Consider the following 15,212-nt stretch of genomic DNA (forward strand, 5'->3'; position numbering starts at 1 on the left):
TAAAAACTCCCGGGACCGGGAGTTTTTTATTTTTGTATCGGGAGTTGCCCGAAGGGCAGAATACCATTGTGATAATCCAAACAAAAGTTCAACCATGAAAAAACGAACAGTTAAAAATGTCCTGCTTATAGTATTGGTACTGTCTTTCTTTGTTACTCCTCTCGGTTTTGAAAGCAAAGTCCTGCTTAGCAGGATGTTTGCGCCTAAACCGGAAATTATAAAGCCGGAGGATCGCGAAAAAATTTCCGGGTATGACTGGGAACTAAAGGATGAGAATTGGGAAATGTTTAATTTTAAGCAGTCCGAAGGACGTGTGGTTTTTGTGAATTTCTGGGCTTCGTGGCGTATCCCTTCCATAGCGGAAAGGAAAAGTATTCAGAAACTTTATGATACCTATAAAGATAAAATGGACTTTTATGTGATTACCAATGAAAAAAAGGAGCCTGTTCAGGAACTTATGGAGAGAAGGGGGTATGCTTTCCCGGTAACTTATCTTATAATAGGTGAAAAAATGCCTCTGGACGCTAAAAAAGTACCTTCCGGATATATTATAGATAAAAACGGATATATAGCGGCAGAGAGCGACGGAATAGCGGATTGGGACAATGCCGGTATAAGACAGTTGCTCGATACCCTGCTGCAATAATTGCGAGTATGCCCGTCGTCCGTTTATAAAGTATGTGTATTGTGAAAATGTCAAAAAAACAGATCGTTAATCTTTTCCTGCTGGTGTTTGCCGTGCTTATTTTATTTACACCGGTGGGTACGAGTGTGAAAGTATGGGTAAACAGGCTGGTGGCTTTCAGTCCTTCTCCGACCCCGGAAGAGGATCGGGATAATATTGGTAGCTATCGCTGGGATTTGAGAACGTTGGATGGCGGAATTTATGATTTTAATGATGCACGGGGAAAAGTGGTATTGGTGAATTTCTGGGCCACCTGGTGCCCTCCCTGTATCGCTGAAATGCCTGCCTTACACCGGTTGTATGGAGATTACAAAGATAAGGTGGTTTTTCTTTTTGTAACCGGTGAAGAACCGGAAGTAGTCGAGAAGTTCCTTGTGCGAAAAGGATGGGATGTTCCGGCTTATTTTTCGGTGACCAGTGTGCCTGAAAAAATGTACTCTTCGAGTATTCCGGTTACCTGGGTGCTGGATAAAAACGGGGATATTGTAGTAGGTAAAAAAGGAGCTGCTGCCTGGAACAGCGATAAGGTCCGGGATATATTGGACAGGTTGATTGCGGAATAAATATAATTTGTTTTCTTTACTCTGTTGTATTGAGCAGCGCGTGCTGTTTGCAGAAGTTTTCGGAAAATGGAGTATGGATGAAATATCCTTAAAAAAGAAACCCGGATGTGTATGAGGGTTTAAAGTATTATTGTGCTCACGACTGGATTCGAACCAGCACGTCCTTTCGAACACCACCCCCTCAAGATGGCGTGTCTACCAATTTCACCACGTGAGCAAAAAAATCATGGTGACCTGGCTGGGGCTCGAACCCAGGACCCTCTCCTTAAAAGGGAGATGCTCTACCAACTGAGCTACCAGGTCAATTAGATTAAATTATTATTTTATAATAATGTAAAAGAACACTTATTGTTTTTTTTGGTTTCCCGTAGAGAACCAAAACTTGAATTTTACAGTGACCTGGCTGGGGCTCCCTTCGACATCCCGATAACTATCGGGATCAGGGTAAACTTCTCGCCCGGATCATAAAGTAATAATTGTGTGACCTGGCTGGGGCTCGAACCCAGGACCCTCTCCTTAAAAGGGAGATGCTCTACCAGCTGAGCTACCAGGTCATTCAAAGAACTGCCTTTTCTGGCAGATTGCCCGCCGTTGCTGGCGGTAAGCCTCCTTCTCGGTAGGCGGGTGCAAATATAACATCAATAATTTATTTTTCAAGGTGATTTTGATATAAATTTGTGTTTTTTTTAGAAGCGAAGTATAACATATTGTATTTAAATAGATTAAAGTTTTATGGTAATTGTATTGATTGGATATATGGGAAGCGGTAAAAGTGCCGTGGGGAGAAGCCTGGCCGAAAAGTTGTCCCTGAAATTTGTAGATATGGATGATTTTATCGAAGAAAAAGAAGAGAAAAGTATCCCGGAGATCTTTCGTGATAAAGGAGAAATATATTTTCGTAAGGCAGAAAGCCGTTACGTAGAGGAGCTTTTTGCCAATGCGCGGAATACAGTTGTTTCCCTCGGTGGTGGTACACCCTGTTACGGTAGTAATATGGAATATATACAGGGAGCTACGGATAAGGTTGTCTATCTGAGGGCGTCTATTGAAGAACTCACGGCTCGTCTTGAAAAAGAAAAAGAGCACAGGCCGTTAATAAAGCATCTTTCCGAGAGCGAACTGGAAGAGTTTATACGGAAACACCTTTTCGAAAGGAATTTCTTCTACCTGAAGGCTAATTACAGTGTAAAAGTAGACAGCCGTCCCGTGGAAACCATAGTTGATGAAATTGTCTCCAGGGTCGTATAAACTGTTATTGTAAATACGCAACGTTTTCCTCTTCACCGAATTCCACACTGACGTGCTCCTGGAGAGAGGTGGAGAGGGAGATACCTTTGAAATCCGCTTTAATGGGATAACGCTTATGGTTTCTGTCTATGAGTACTGCCGTTTTTAATTTTTTAAGAGGCACGTTTAAAAAGTGTTTGACACCGTATATCAATGTGGCTCCGGAATTAAGGACATCATCGATCAACACGACGGCCTTGTCCCGGTAAGTATTTTCCGAAAGGGAGGTTTTCACCGGGTTTGTCGGGTTTACTTTATCTATCGTAACCTCACAGAGGGTTATTTTAATATCGGAAATTTCACTTAAGGTCGCAGCGATTTTTTCCGCAAAAATCAGGCCGGCAGAAACAATACCCGCTACAACGATCTCATCTTCATCTACAAAGGTTTCGTATATCTGGTAGGCGATCCTTCGTATTTTATGTTCTATTTCTTCGTGGCCGAGGATCTTGTTTTCCGTAATGGTCATAACTTTTTCTGTTTGATAAGAAAACAAATTTACCGATTAAAATGATATGTGCAGTATTCAGTAGGGAAAACTCCTTTAGCTTTCCTTAAAGGTCCCGGGGTTTTTCGGACGGAGTATAAAAAAGAGCTCCCTGCCTTCTCTCGGTTTTATGGAATTGTAACAGCGCTCCATGACGACTATGTTGAAATAGGGAGAAAAATAATTTGAATATTCCTGCCGATCACCGCCGAAAGGAGGGCCTTCTCCGGTTAGCGGGAAATCGAACAGCAGTCCGGTCAGTTTTCCTTCCGGAAGTAGTAATTGATGCATTTTCCGGGCATACTCAGGCCTGGATTGCAACGGAATTGCGCAGAAGAAGGTTTGTTCCAGGATAAGGTCAAAAGACATTTCGAGGTCAAAGAAATTCCGGTAGATCAGCCGGTCTTCCGGGAAGTCGGGGACACGCTTCTTAAACCGCTGTAGTGGCGGTAAGGCAAAATCCAGGACATAGATGTTTTTAAAACCGTTCCGGAAGAGGTATTCCGCTTCATGGCCATTCCCCGCGCCCGGGATAAGTATTTTCCGGTTTTTGTCGTCCAGTTGGTCCGCATAAGCCTTAATCGGTGTGGATATATGGCCTATATCCCAGCCATCCGAACCGGAATTGTACCGGTTTTCCCAGTATTTATCGGTTGCAATATCCATAGTATACGCTATTCCAGTTCAGAATCATCCGGATCGTTCTCTGTGTAGTCGTCAATATCTCTCCGGTCTTTCTTGGTAGGCCTTCCCGTTCCCTTTTTACGATAATGCTCCTTGGCATATTTCAGGAGTTCCGCATTTTCAAAAGCTTCGGGCGGGGTAGTGTCTCTCCGGTATATATCCGTGAGTTTTGCCCCGACCCGGCTTGCGGGGATATCCAGGACGGTAAGTTCGTAGTGGATCTGGTTCTTCCGGAGTTTTATCTTGTCGGCCGGAAAGACCTCCCTGGAAGGTTTTACGGTCTGGCCGTTGACTGCTATATGTCCTTTTTTACAGGCTTCGGTGGCAATATTTCTCGTCTTGTAATAGCGGACACACCACAAATACTTATCAATACGCATACGCTAACGGAAAATCTACGTTAATTAATAAAAACAAATTTACAGAAAATTGTATCTTGCGCATTCAATTTTTTTAACAATGATGAAGATAAACAGACTTGGTTTGGTTGTAATGGGGGCGATAGTTCTCCTGGGGGCATGCAGGAACGATGATAACGGCGGCGGTGTCGAAGTCAGGGACCCTGCCGAAGTGGCAACGGAAAACGATGCGGATATCCGGGAATACCTAAGCACCCATTTTTATAATTACGAGGAATTTAAGGTAGCTGCAGAGCAGGATAGTACCGATTTTGATTTCCGGATTGTTATTGATACCATTGCCGGAGAAAACAGTGATAAAACCCCGATGATAGACCAGGTGGAGGTCAAGACTATCGCCGTGGAGATCACGGAAGAAGAAACGCTGGATCACAAATTGTATAGCCTTGTGGCAAGACAAGGGAACAGTGATAGTCTTGCTCCGAAAACTACGGATTCCACATTGGTACGGTATAAAGGTTTTTTGCTGAACGATTTTATTTTTGACAATAGCAATGCGCCTGTGTGGTTTAACCTGTCCAATAACATTCGGGGGTTCAGCGAATTTATGCCTGTGTTGAACTCGGGTGGAAAGATAGATATTAATGAAGAGGACGGTACTTATATTGTTAGCGGGAATTATGGGATAGGCATGGTGTTTATGCCTGCCGCATTAGGATATTATTCCGGTTCCGGTAGCATTCCGGCCTACACCCCTATCGCTTTTTCCGTTGACCTTTTAAAAGTAAGAGTGATAAAAGAAGAAGAGGAAGAAGATTAGTGAACAAAAAAGTCTTTTATAAAATAAAAAAACGGTCTGAGTTGATTTTTTCAGACCGTTTTTTTTTATTCCTGTCAGTGGTAGGAACCACCTTCACTAAAACTTATAAGACAAACCAAAAATAACCTGGTTAGGCCTGCTGTCTATCGTTAAATTGTCACTGTTGTTATCCACGATTTTGGCTTCGGAGTCAGAGAGTCCTCTTTCCCATCGGACATCAAGGCCCAGACTGCCGAATTCTACACCGAGCCCCATTTGCATGCCCAGGGTAAAGCTGTCCGTATCGATATCCTCGATATCCTCTGCGTCAAAGTCGGAATCTACCACGAATTGAAAAGAAGGCCCGATAAAAGCATGTGCGAAACCGAGGAATTTTTTACCGATCAGTATCGGCACATCGAGTTTTTGCAGGTCAAAACTCCCTTTGTTACCCTGATATTCGTATTCGCTGCTGATCTGGGTATACATAAATTCCGGGCGCAGGTAGAGGCCTATAATAGGCACATTTCCTCGGAGCCATACCCCGGCGTGAAATCCGGCTTTACCTTTTCCGCCGTCCAGAATATCTTCTGCCTGGTCTTTAAGGTCTCCTGTTTTGTTGTAGTTAAAACCGGCCTTTACACCAAAGTCTATTTGGGAAAACCCGGCAGCGCTTACAAAAAGCATGGCAATAATTAAAAGCGTTTTTTTCATAGGTACGGTTTAAGTCCCGGAGTATATGGTTTTCGTCCGGGATGGTTAATAAATAATTACCTTTTTCAGCAGATATGTTCCTTTAAGTAAAGAAAAGTCTACTTTCTTTTCAGTACCTTTTCAACGGCTTTTTCTATCGCTTTATTGTTCAGTCCGTATTTTTCCATAAGTTGGGCAGGAGTTCCGCTTTCTCCGAACGTATCGTTTGTAGCTATGAATTCCTGGGGAGCAGGCTGGTTTTTAACCAGTACCCTGGCTACGCTTTCGCCAAGTCCGCCATAGTAGTTATGCTCTTCTGCCGTAACCACACAACCGGTTTTGGCAACAGATGCCAGTATAGCTTCTTCGTCCAGCGGTTTTATGGTGTGTATATTGATGACTTCGGCAGAAATACCTTTGGCTTCCAGTGCTTCGGCAGCAAGAAGGGATTCCCACACCAGGTGACCTGTAGCAATGATGGTAACGTCCGTCCCTTCATTGAGAAGAACGGCTTTTCCTATTTCGAACTTTTGATCTTCCGGCGTAAAGTTGGCTACACTGGGCCTTCCGAAGCGGAGGTAAACGGGTCCTTCATATTCGGCTATAGCTATAGTGGCCGCCTTGGTCTGGTTGTAATCACAAGGATTGATTACGGTCATGCCGGGAAGCATTTTCATCAGTCCTATATCTTCCAGGATCTGGTGTGTCGCCCCGTCTTCTCCCAGGGTAAGTCCCGCGTGGGAAGCGCATATTTTTACATTTTTACCCGAATAGGCAATAGACTGGCGGATCTGGTCGTAAACCCTTCCGGTAGAGAAGTTGGCGAAAGTACCGGTAAACGGTATTTTACCACCTATAGTAAGCCCGGCTGCCATTCCCATCATATTGGCCTCGGCAATACCGACCTGGAAAAAACGTTCCGGGTTTTCGTCTATGAACTCCTGGATTTTCAAAGACCCTATAAGGTCGGCACAAAGAGCTACCACATTGGGGTTCGTACGGCCCAGGACAGTCATCCCGGCTCCGAATCCGCTTCTGGTGTCTTTTTTTCCTGTATCTGTATATTTTTTCATCTTGGTTTTTCTGTTTAATGGATTTTTCAGGGAACGGTTAGAGGCCCATGGCCTCCTCTGATTGAGATGCACGACCGTGCGTCTGTACACAGATCCACGGATCAATAATCCCCTAAGGTTTCCGGGTTTTGGGCCAGGGCTTTTTCTAATTGCTCATCGTTGGGCGCTTTACCGTGCCATGCATGTGTATACATCATAAAATCTACTCCGTTGCCCATTACCGTATGAAGAAGTACACATACCGGCTTTCCTTTTCCGGTCCTGGTTTTCGCTTCTTTCATGCCGTTTATTACGGCCTTTATATTGTTGCCTTCTTTAATTTCCATGACATCCCATCCGAAAGCCTCGAATTTTGCTTTGAGGTCGCCCATGGGGAGCACATCATCCGTAGCGCCGTCTATCTGCTGGCCATTGTAATCTACAGTTGCGATATAGTTGTCCACTTTGTAAGCCGCGGCGTACATGATGGCTTCCCAGTTTTGTCCTTCCTGTAATTCGCCATCACCGTGCAGGCTGTATACCAGATGATTGTCTTTGTTTAGTTTTTTTGCAAGCGCGGCCCCAATGGCTACGGACATCCCCTGTCCGAGAGAACCTGAAGCTACACGTATGCCCGGCAGGCCTTCATGTGTTGTAGGATGCCCCTGAAGACGGGAATCGATCACCCGGAAAGTGTCGAGCTCTTCTACCGGAAAGTACCCTTTTCGTGCAAGTACGCTATAGAATACTGGAGAAATATGCCCGTTGGAAAGAAAGAAGAGATCTTCTCCTGTGCCATCCATATCAAATTCGTCTTTCAGTTCCATGATCTCGTTGTACAGGGTCACGAAAAATTCTGTACATCCCAGGGATCCTCCCGGGTGGCCGGAATTAACCTTGTGAACCATCCGCAAAATATCCCTGCGAACCTGTGTTGCTAAGTCGTTTAGTTGTTGAATATTAGACATTTTTAATAGTTGAAATTATTCGCTGGCAAAAATAAACTTAAAATAAGCTTCCCCCAAAAGTTTTCCGTGTTAGTTTTCAGGGTTTCACAAATAATTTGTTGGATTTGGATGGAAGTGCGAAGCCTGAAGTACGAAGCTGGAAGCATGAAGTCAGGAGTTTGTATGCCAAGACTTCGTGCTTCCAGCTTCGTGCTTCCAACTTTAAAATATTCCTATCTTTGCCGACTGATTGATATTTTTTATGAAGTTCGAGTTACAAGCAAACGATCCTGCCAGTAAGGCCAGGGCAGGGAAGATCCATGCAGGGCACGGGGTTATCGAAACTCCCATTTTTATGCCTGTGGGTACTGTGGCATCCGTAAAAGGAGTACACCAGAGAGAATTGCGGGAAGATATTAACCCGGATATCATCCTGGGAAATACCTATCACCTTTATCTCCGTCCGCAGACAGTTATTCTGGAAAAAGCCGGGGGCCTGCACAAATTTATGGGGTGGGAGAGGAACATACTCACCGATAGTGGCGGATACCAGGTATATTCCCTGTCGGCTAACAGGAAAATAAAGGAAGAAGGTGTTAAGTTCAAGTCGCACATAGACGGGTCGTATCACTTTTTCTCCCCGGAAAGAGTTATGGAAATACAGCGGAGTATCGGGGCCGATATTATTATGGCTTTTGACGAATGTACCCCGTATCCGTGTGATTACCGTTATGCACAGCGTTCCATGCATATGACTCACCGGTGGCTCGATCGCTGTGTGGGACACCTGGAGAAAGTACCCGAAAAATACGGTTATGGTCAGTCTTTATTCCCGATTGTTCAGGGATCGGTTTACAAAGATCTCCGGGAGCAGTCGGCGGAGTATATCGCCGGGGTCGGAGCAGAAGGGAATGCCATAGGGGGATTGTCCGTAGGAGAACCGGCTGAAGAAATGTACGCCATGACCGAAGTGGTTTGCAACATCCTGCCCGAAGACAAACCCCGCTACCTGATGGGGGTAGGGACACCGGTGAATATTCTCGAAAATATTGCATTGGGTGTGGATATGTTCGATTGTGTAATGCCAACCCGGAATGCGCGTAACGGAATGCTGTTTACGGCTAATGGCATCATCAATATAAAGAACAAAAAGTGGGAAGACGATTTTTCCCCGGTGGATGAAATGGGGATTACTTTTGCAGATACCCAGTATTCCAAAGCGTATTTGCGGCATCTTTTTGCGGCAAATGAGTATCTTGGCAAACAAATTGCTACCATACATAACCTCGGATTTTATCTCTGGTTGGTGCGTGAAGCGCGGAAGCATATTATCGCTGGGGATTTTTATGCCTGGAAAAACGTCATGGTGCCAAAGTTGGGACATAGGCTTTAGTGTAATGGAAAAATAATATATAGGTATAGTGAAAATATTAGATTGGTATATTATTAAAAGGTATCTCGGAACCTTTACGGTAATGCTCCTGCTTTTTATTCCCATAGGGATTATGATAGACCTCTCGGAAAAAGTAGGGAAAATGATCGAACAGGAAGCGCCTACTTCGGAGATTGTGATATATTACATAAACTTCACTTTTTATTTTGCCAACCTGTTGTTTCCCATATTTCTCTTTCTCTCTATCATATGGTTTACCTCCAAGCTGGCCAATAATACCGAGATAACCGCCATATTGAGTTCAGGAGTGCCTTACACCCGTTTTCTCCGTCCGTATATTGTGGGGGCGGCTCTTGTGGCCGTAATGGCCTTTGTTATGGGGATGTTTATTGTGCCTTCAGCCAGCAAAGGTTATAAGGAATTCTATTACAAATACCTGAAAAAAGGAAAACAGGACCGGGAAACCACAAACCTCTATAACCAGATCAACGATAACGATTATATCTACGTGAGTAGCTTTGACCCGCGAAATAAGATAGGATATAACTTCACATTAGAGCATTTTGAAGGCGAACAGCTTATATATAAGATATCTGCCCGGAACATCCGGTGGATTGAAAAAGACAGTACCTACAGGTTGTCTTCCTATCTAAAGCGGAAAATAGGAGAAACCGATGATGTTTTACAAAAGGAAAGCCGGCTGGATACTGTTTTTTCCTTTAAACTCGATGACCTGACCCCGGTATCGTATATTGCGGAGACCAAGAATCTTTTCGAACTGAATAAATTTATCGATAAAGAGCGAAGGAAAGGGTCGTCCAACATTAATACCTATCTCCTGGTTAAGTACAAAAGATGGGGACTTCCGGTGTCGGCATTTATACTTACCATTATTGCGGTAGCCGTATCTTCCAAGAAAAAGCGGGGAGGAATGGGGATCAATCTCGCCCTTGGGATCGCGCTGGCCTTTATTTTTATATTTTTTGACAGGATATTCGGTGCCATGGCAGAGCAATCGGGCTTTTCTCCGATGCTTGCGGCAGCCTTACCCAATATTTTATTCGGAATACTGGCCATCTATCTGCTGAACAATGCTAAACAATAATCAGAAAAACTACCTCCACCTGCATTTTATAGTATTTATCTGGGGGTTTACGGCAGTACTGGGGGCCCTGATCTCTATTGATGCCATTCCGCTGGTATGGCACAGGATGTTTATGGCAACCTTTTTTGTCGGCGGGTATATAACGTATAGTGGTTTTTCCCTGCGGGTGCCGGGAAAAACAATGCTTGCCTTTATACTTGCGGGTATTGTACTGGCCCTGCACTGGGTGGCCTTTTTTAAGGCGGTTAAAGTCTCTAATGTATCCGTAACTCTGGCGATGATATCTACGGGCGCACTTTTCACCTCCATCCTGGAGCCCATATGGTACAAACGAAAGGTCATATGGTACGAAATTGTCCTGGGACTGGTGGTTATACTCGGACTATACCTCATTTTTAAGGTAGAATCATCCTATATGGAAGGAATTATACTTGCCCTCATTGCCGCTTTATTGTCTTCCGTATTTTCGCTCCTGAACGGAAAGTTTGTAAAACAGTACCGCCCGTCTGTGATTTCTTTTTATGAATTGCTCAGTGGGGTCGGTTTTCTTTCCCTCTTTATGGCAGGAGAGGTCTTTACCGGGGATTTTTTCAAACTTGCTTCCCGCGACTGGCTATATCTCTTTGTACTGGCTTCGGTTTGTACGGCTTATGCCCTGATCTCTTCGGTCAAGGTTATGAAATATATAAGCCCCTATACGGTGATGCTGACTATTAATATGGAACCGGTCTACGGTATATTGTTGGCCTTTATGATCCTGGGAGACAGTGAGAAAATGAGCTCCGAATTTTATCTCGGAGCCATAGTTATTCTGGCTACCGTGCTGGCCAACGGGGTGTTAAAACACAGGGAAGGTACAAAGAAGCGGAGACCGGGCGGCCCGGGTAACGACATAGATAGTTCCCGCGATGTGGGAATATGTTAAGAGATAGAAATAATGATTCGCCCGTAAATTGTACACGAAAAAATCCGTAAGTTTGTAGGCTGAATCGAATAAAAATTTAGTTGATAATGGAATATTTGGATTTTGAATTACCTATTAAAGAACTAGAGGAACAACTATCCAAGTGCAGGGTTATCGGGGAAGAGAGCGATGTGGATGTAACCGAGACCTGCAAACAAATAGACAAGAAGCTTGCACAAACCAAAAAAGAGATATACAAGAACCTTACGGCCTGGCAACGCGTTCAGTTGTCACGTCACCCTTCAAGGCCTTATACGCTCGATTATGTAAGGGCCATATGCGGGGACACTTTTCTGGAACTGCATGGCGACCGTACCGTGAAGGACGATAAGGCTATGATAGGAGGTCTTGGCAAAATTGACGGTCAGAGTTTTATGATCGTAGGTCAGCAAAAAGGATACAATACCAAAACAAGGCAGTACAGGAACTTTGGTATGGCCAATCCGGAAGGATATCGCAAAGCCCTCCGGCTAATGAAAATGGCGGAAAAATTCAGGGTTCCGGTCGTTTGCCTGGTCGATACCCCCGGTGCTTATCCCGGAATTGAGGCAGAAGAAAGAGGACAGGGAGAGGCTATCGCCAGGAATATTATGGAAATGACCCGCCTTAAAGTCCCCGTGATTGTTGTTATCATCGGAGAAGGTGCTTCCGGTGGAGCCCTCGGGATCGGTGTCGGGGACAGGGTGCTTATGCTGGAGAATACATGGTATTCCGTGATATCTCCCGAATCGTGCTCTTCCATCTTATGGCGTAGCTGGGAATATAAAGAACAGGCGGCTGAAGCATTGAAGCTTACTGCCAAAGACATGAAAAAACTACACCTGGTAGACGATATTATAAAAGAGCCGCTCGGGGGAGCGCATTCTGACAGGGAAACCACTTTTAAAACCGTTGCCCAGGTCATTATTGAGAACTACGAAGAGCTGAAAAAACTTTCCCCGGAAGAACTCGTGGAAGAACGTATGGAGAAATACGCCAACATGGGGGTATTTAAAAATTAACTCGTCTAAACTATCAACCGTTATAATCCCTTTTCCAGGGGATAAGGATATGAACCGAAGTAGTGAACTTCGGTTTTTTTTACATTATGAACATAAAGTCGTAACTTGTTAACAGCTTAAATGTTAACGAAGAGTTAATATTAAGTAGCCTTATTATTTAATAGTTAAAACAGCATTTTCTACATTCGCGTTTATGGAAAAAACAGGCCCTGTGTCAGGAATTAAAATTGAAAAAGCGCCCGTAAGTTCGGGCAGATCCGGAATAATATCCCTGGAAAAGGGAAAGATACCTCCCCAGGCCCTGGAATTGGAAGAAGTGGTGCTCGGCGCTATGATGATCGATAAGAAAGGAGTGGATGCCGTGATAGATATTTTACATCCCGACGCCTTTTACAAGGAAGCACACAGGTCAATATATGAAGCCGTCGTAAAACTGTTTGAGAATACGGAACCCATAGATTTGCTGACCGTATCTTCACAGTTAAAAAAAGACGGTAAACTCGAACAGATAGGAGGAGATTACTATCTTATACAACTCACACAGAAAGTATCTTCTTCTGCGCATATTGAATTTCACGCACGTATTATCCTGCAAAAATTTATTCAGAGGAGCCTTATTAAAATATCTTCGGAGATCATAGAGGAAGCATACGATGAGACTACCGATGTTTTCGACCTCCTTGACAGTGCGGAAGCCAAGTTGTACGAAGTAACACAAGGTAACATTAAAAAATCTTCGGAAACAGCACAAAGTCTTGTCATGCAGGCCAAGAAGAAGATTGAGGAAATATCCAATAAAGAAGGACTTAGCGGTATTCCTTCCGGATTTGACAGGCTCGATAAGCTTACCTCCGGATGGCAGCCCAGTGACCTTATTATCGTTGCGGCACGTCCGGGTATGGGAAAAACCGCATTAACCCTGTCCATGGCCCGGAACATTGCAGTAAATTCAGATATTCCCGTGGCTTTCTTTTCCCTGGAGATGTCTTCCGTACAGCTCATTACGCGTCTTATTTCTTCCGAGACCGGTCTGTCCTCGGAGAAACTGCGTACCGGAAAACTGGAAAAACATGAATGGGAGCAGCTTAACGTAAAGGTGAAATCCCTGGAAAAAGCACCTTTGTTTATTGATGACACCCCGTCGTTATCAATATTCGACCTCAGGGCGAAAGCCAGACGGCTTGCGTCGCAGCACGGTATCCGGATGATCATTATCGATTACCTTCAGCTCATGACTGCCGGGGGAACACAGAAAGGAGGAAACCGCGAACAGGAAATATCTACCATATCCAGGAACCTCAAGGCGCTGGCAAAAGAACTGGATGTACCCGTTATTGCCCTGTCACAGCTTTCCCGTGCGGTGGAAACCCGTGGAGGCAGTAAGCGCCCCCTGCTTTCCGACCTCAGGGAATCCGGGGCGATTGAACAGGATGCGGATATCGTGGCCTTTATCTACCGTCCGGAATATTATAAAATAGAGGAATGGGACGATGAAGAGCGTACACCTACCCAGGGACAGGGAGAATTTATCGTGGCCAAACACCGTAACGGTGGATTGGAGAATATCCGCCTGAAATTTATCGGGCACCTCGGTAAGTTCGATAACCTGGACGATTTTGACTCTCCGTTTGAATTCCAGTCTAAAATGAACGCTTCCGAAGATGACGGCTTTAATCCAGGGGCCCTTCCGAGTGCGGAAGACGCTTTCGGAAGTTCGATGAACGAAGGTCCGGCACCTGATGATGACAGCGACGTACCGTTCTAAAAAGGGAGATAAATATAAAATAAAAGACAGTGTGTTCCGGGTGTTGTTACAGTTAACATCCGGAACACGTTGTTTTTAACGCCCGGTGTCTTCCCGGTAAAATTTCCAAACGTTTTCCGTAACTTTGAAGCTAAACCTTTTATTATGCGTTTTGGCTTATCCGTTTACAGGTTGTTGTTTACCCTTGCCCTTTTGATATGCAGCATGTCTGCTCGCGCTTCACATGTGCTGATACCCATGGATGCGGAATATCAGAAAAACCACCTCAAGGCATACGGAATAGCCTATTGGACGCTGTCGGAGAGTTTTAAAGTACAGTGGCTGCTCAATTATCGCGGAGGTTCCTTTCTTTTACCCGACACGGAAGAGATACGGAAGGAATGCACCATACGGGGAGTGTCCTATGAGGTCCTGTCCGATGCCAAAGCAGAAAGCATTCTTCAGGAGATAAGCAGTCCAGCCAAAAACCAGGAGGCGGTAGTATTGGAAAAAGCGCCGAAAGTGGTGGTCTACTCCCCGAAAGACAATCCGCCGTGGGATGATGCCGTGACTATGGTCCTTACCTATGCCGAAATCCCGTACGATGTGGTTTATGACGAAGAAGTACTCGCAGATAAATTACTGATGTACGATTGGCTGCACCTGCACCACGAGGATTTTACCGGCCAGTACGGAAAATTCTACAGGGCATATAAAATGGCGCCCTGGTACATACAGCAAAAGAAGGAAGCAGAAGAACGCGCAGCCAGACTGGGCTTTGATAAGGTGTCCGATTCCAAACTGGCCGTAGCCATGAAAATACGCGATTTTGTTGTGGGAGGCGGATTTATGTTTGCCATGTGCTCTGCTACCGATAGTTTTGACATAGCACTATCCGCGGAAGGAGTTGATATATGTGAGCCCATGTTTGACGGAGATCCTTCCGATCCTGATTACCAGTCTAAGATAAATTACGATAAGACGCTTGCTTTTACGGGCTTTACCCTGGAGCGCGATCCTAATGTCTATGAGTTTTCTTCTATAGATATGACGGAACGGCGGAGAATAGCCAAGGAAGTAGATTATTTCACGCTCATGGAATTTTCGGCTAAGTGGGATCCGGTGCCTACGATGCTTTGCCAGAACCATACGGCACTCATCAAGGGTTTTATGGGGCAGACCACCAGTTTTAACGGAAACGAGATCAAATCGCCCGTATTGATCCTGGGAGAGAACAAGGCCAACGGGGAAGCTCGTTATATCCATGGGGTAAAAGGGAAAGGTTTTTTTACCTTTTACGGAGGGCATGATCCGGAAGATTATCAGCACAGGGTAGGGGATCCTAAAACAGAACTGGAGCTACACCCGAATTCTCCCGGGTACCGGCTTATACTTAATAATATTCTGTTTCCCGCGGCAAAGAAAAAGAAACAAAAAACCTGATCTCGT

General features: G+C 44.7%; 16 protein-coding genes and 3 tRNA genes. 10 read left to right on the plus strand and 9 right to left on the minus strand.

The annotated features are described in order from the left end of the window. Positions 1 to 94 precede the first annotated feature (94 nt). Both ACVBDY_RS12795 and ACVBDY_RS12800 read left to right on the plus strand, forming a co-directional pair. Complete coding sequence (locus ACVBDY_RS12795) at positions 95 to 646, plus strand: TlpA family protein disulfide reductase (RefSeq protein ID WP_447175865.1); 552 nt, start codon at positions 95 to 97, stop codon at positions 644 to 646. Positions 647 to 693: 47 nt separating this feature from the next. After that, positions 694 to 1,248 (plus strand): TlpA family protein disulfide reductase, encoded by a 555-nt coding sequence (locus ACVBDY_RS12800; protein ID WP_447175910.1) that lies wholly within the window; start codon positions 694 to 696, stop codon positions 1,246 to 1,248. Between the two features lie 133 nt (positions 1,249 to 1,381). Here ACVBDY_RS12800 and ACVBDY_RS12805 read toward each other — a convergent pair. The 3 genes from ACVBDY_RS12805 to ACVBDY_RS12815 all read right to left on the minus strand — a co-directional run bounded on the left by ACVBDY_RS12805 (position 1,382) and on the right by ACVBDY_RS12815 (position 1,802). Continuing rightward, positions 1,382 to 1,465: transfer RNA gene (locus ACVBDY_RS12805), tRNA-Leu, on the minus strand. Positions 1,466 to 1,475: 10 nt separating this feature from the next. Beyond that, positions 1,476 to 1,551 (minus strand) — tRNA-Lys (locus ACVBDY_RS12810). Between the two features lie 178 nt (positions 1,552 to 1,729). Next, a tRNA-Lys gene (locus ACVBDY_RS12815) sits at positions 1,730 to 1,802 on the minus strand. Positions 1,803 to 1,980: 178 nt separating this feature from the next. On the opposite strand from ACVBDY_RS12815, the gene ACVBDY_RS12820 reads away from it, so the two are divergent. After that, a complete protein-coding gene (locus ACVBDY_RS12820; protein WP_447175866.1) occupies positions 1,981 to 2,496 on the plus strand; it encodes a shikimate kinase in 516 nt (171 codons plus the stop codon). Positions 2,497 to 2,500: 4 nt separating this feature from the next. On the opposite strand, the gene ACVBDY_RS12825 is transcribed toward ACVBDY_RS12820, so the two are convergent. The 3 genes from ACVBDY_RS12825 to hslR all read right to left on the minus strand — a co-directional run bounded on the left by ACVBDY_RS12825 (position 2,501) and on the right by hslR (position 4,086). Further along, positions 2,501 to 2,998: a phosphoribosyltransferase family protein gene (locus ACVBDY_RS12825; RefSeq protein ID WP_447175911.1), complete on the minus strand. Its 498-nt coding sequence runs from the start codon at positions 2,996 to 2,998 to the stop codon at positions 2,501 to 2,503. A gap of 81 nt (positions 2,999 to 3,079) precedes the next feature. Next, complete coding sequence (locus ACVBDY_RS12830; RefSeq protein WP_447175867.1) at positions 3,080 to 3,688, minus strand: methyltransferase domain-containing protein; 609 nt, start codon at positions 3,686 to 3,688, stop codon at positions 3,080 to 3,082. Positions 3,689 to 3,696: 8 nt separating this feature from the next. After that, complete coding sequence (gene hslR / locus ACVBDY_RS12835) at positions 3,697 to 4,086, minus strand: Hsp15 family ribosome-associated heat shock protein (RefSeq protein ID WP_447175868.1); 390 nt, start codon at positions 4,084 to 4,086, stop codon at positions 3,697 to 3,699. Between the two features lie 79 nt (positions 4,087 to 4,165). On the opposite strand from hslR, the gene ACVBDY_RS12840 reads away from it, so the two are divergent. Beyond that, positions 4,166 to 4,885, plus strand: a complete 720-nt coding sequence (locus ACVBDY_RS12840; protein WP_447175869.1) for an FKBP-type peptidyl-prolyl cis-trans isomerase — start codon at positions 4,166 to 4,168, stop codon at positions 4,883 to 4,885. 96 nt (positions 4,886 to 4,981) lie between these two features. On the opposite strand, the gene ACVBDY_RS12845 is transcribed toward ACVBDY_RS12840, so the two are convergent. The 3 genes from ACVBDY_RS12845 to ACVBDY_RS12855 all read right to left on the minus strand — a co-directional run bounded on the left by ACVBDY_RS12845 (position 4,982) and on the right by ACVBDY_RS12855 (position 7,577). After that, the gene (locus ACVBDY_RS12845; protein WP_447175870.1) at positions 4,982 to 5,578 is read right to left on the minus strand and encodes an outer membrane beta-barrel protein; all 597 of its coding nucleotides are present in this window, start codon (positions 5,576 to 5,578) and stop codon (positions 4,982 to 4,984) included. 98 nt (positions 5,579 to 5,676) lie between these two features. Further along, on the minus strand, positions 5,677 to 6,630 hold the full coding sequence (locus ACVBDY_RS12850) for a transketolase family protein (RefSeq protein WP_447175871.1): 954 nt from the start codon (positions 6,628 to 6,630) through the stop codon (positions 5,677 to 5,679). A gap of 101 nt (positions 6,631 to 6,731) precedes the next feature. Further along, positions 6,732 to 7,577 carry a transketolase gene (locus ACVBDY_RS12855; RefSeq protein ID WP_447175872.1) on the minus strand — a complete coding sequence of 282 codons (846 nt, stop codon included), beginning with the start codon at positions 7,575 to 7,577 and terminating at the stop codon, positions 6,732 to 6,734. A gap of 241 nt (positions 7,578 to 7,818) precedes the next feature. On the opposite strand from ACVBDY_RS12855, the gene tgt reads away from it, so the two are divergent. The 6 genes from tgt (at position 7,819) to ACVBDY_RS12885 (ending at position 15,206) form a co-directional block, all read left to right on the plus strand. Continuing rightward, a complete protein-coding gene (tgt, locus tag ACVBDY_RS12860) occupies positions 7,819 to 8,949 on the plus strand; it encodes a tRNA guanosine(34) transglycosylase Tgt (RefSeq protein WP_447175873.1) in 1,131 nt (376 codons plus the stop codon). Positions 8,950 to 8,977: 28 nt separating this feature from the next. Beyond that, positions 8,978 to 10,054, plus strand: a complete 1,077-nt coding sequence (locus ACVBDY_RS12865) for an LptF/LptG family permease (RefSeq protein WP_447175874.1) — start codon at positions 8,978 to 8,980, stop codon at positions 10,052 to 10,054. Then, on the plus strand, positions 10,041 to 10,979 hold the full coding sequence (locus ACVBDY_RS12870) for a DMT family transporter (protein ID WP_447175875.1): 939 nt from the start codon (positions 10,041 to 10,043) through the stop codon (positions 10,977 to 10,979). Before ACVBDY_RS12865 ends, ACVBDY_RS12870 begins: the two co-directional genes overlap by 14 nt. An 86-nt stretch (positions 10,980 to 11,065) precedes the next feature. Next, positions 11,066 to 12,019 carry an acetyl-CoA carboxylase carboxyltransferase subunit alpha gene (locus ACVBDY_RS12875; RefSeq protein WP_447175876.1) on the plus strand — a complete coding sequence of 318 codons (954 nt, stop codon included), beginning with the start codon at positions 11,066 to 11,068 and terminating at the stop codon, positions 12,017 to 12,019. A gap of 193 nt (positions 12,020 to 12,212) precedes the next feature. Further along, positions 12,213 to 13,784 (plus strand): replicative DNA helicase, encoded by a 1,572-nt coding sequence (dnaB, locus tag ACVBDY_RS12880; RefSeq protein WP_447175877.1) that lies wholly within the window; start codon positions 12,213 to 12,215, stop codon positions 13,782 to 13,784. A gap of 237 nt (positions 13,785 to 14,021) precedes the next feature. Next, positions 14,022 to 15,206 (plus strand): asparagine synthetase B, encoded by a 1,185-nt coding sequence (locus ACVBDY_RS12885; protein WP_447175912.1) that lies wholly within the window; start codon positions 14,022 to 14,024, stop codon positions 15,204 to 15,206. The last annotated feature ends 6 nt before the right edge of the window (positions 15,207 to 15,212 follow it).

The organism is Sinomicrobium halophytocola, from assembly GCF_052983395.1.